Consider the following 569-nt stretch of genomic DNA (forward strand, 5'->3'; position numbering starts at 1 on the left):
CCACGCGGAGACTCGGCGTTCCTGTTCGGCCGGGTCGAGCAGGATGAACGCGGGATGGGTGACCGTGCACAGCACCGTCAGGGTGGCCTGGGCGGGGTCGTGGATCATGCACGCCCCGGTCTCGGGATCGCTGTATTCGCGCAGCCGCGCCATGTCGCCGGGCAGGGCCAGCGTCCCGGCTGGACGCGGGGTGACGATGCGACGCCGGTAGAGTAGCTGCCCGCCCGTGGACCGCCACAGCCACCAGAAGGCGATCGGCAGCCACTCGACGATCGGCCGCCCACCGAGCGGGCTCCAGGTCACGGCGGCGGCCAGCACCCAGATCGGTGCCGAGACCAGCACCCGGATCCCGCCCCCGGCATAGAACGCGGTCACCAGGCTGGCGGTGCCGATGCCGAGGGCGATCAGCTGCGAGACCGACAGGCCCAGCAGGACTCCCCGCCGGGTCAGCCGGGAGAACTTCACCGGCTCCAGCTCGGTCGAGGTCTTCTCGTTCGTAGCAGACACTTAGGCTCTCTCCTTCCCGGACGTCGGGGGCGTGCTGGGCTTCTCCGGCGGCGAGGGCGGCC

Annotated in this window: 1 protein-coding gene; it reads right to left on the reverse strand. The window is 71.4% G+C overall.

Features of this window, described 5'->3' with window-relative positions:
* Positions 1-507: SCO6880 family protein (locus tag HMPREF0183_RS09665; RefSeq protein ID WP_005885525.1), on the reverse strand; the 507-nt coding region annotated here is incomplete at its 3' end.
* Positions 508-569: the final 62 nt, after the last annotated feature.

It is taken from the genome of Brevibacterium mcbrellneri ATCC 49030 (assembly GCF_000178455.1).
GTDB lineage: Bacteria > Actinomycetota > Actinomycetes > Actinomycetales > Brevibacteriaceae > Brevibacterium > Brevibacterium mcbrellneri.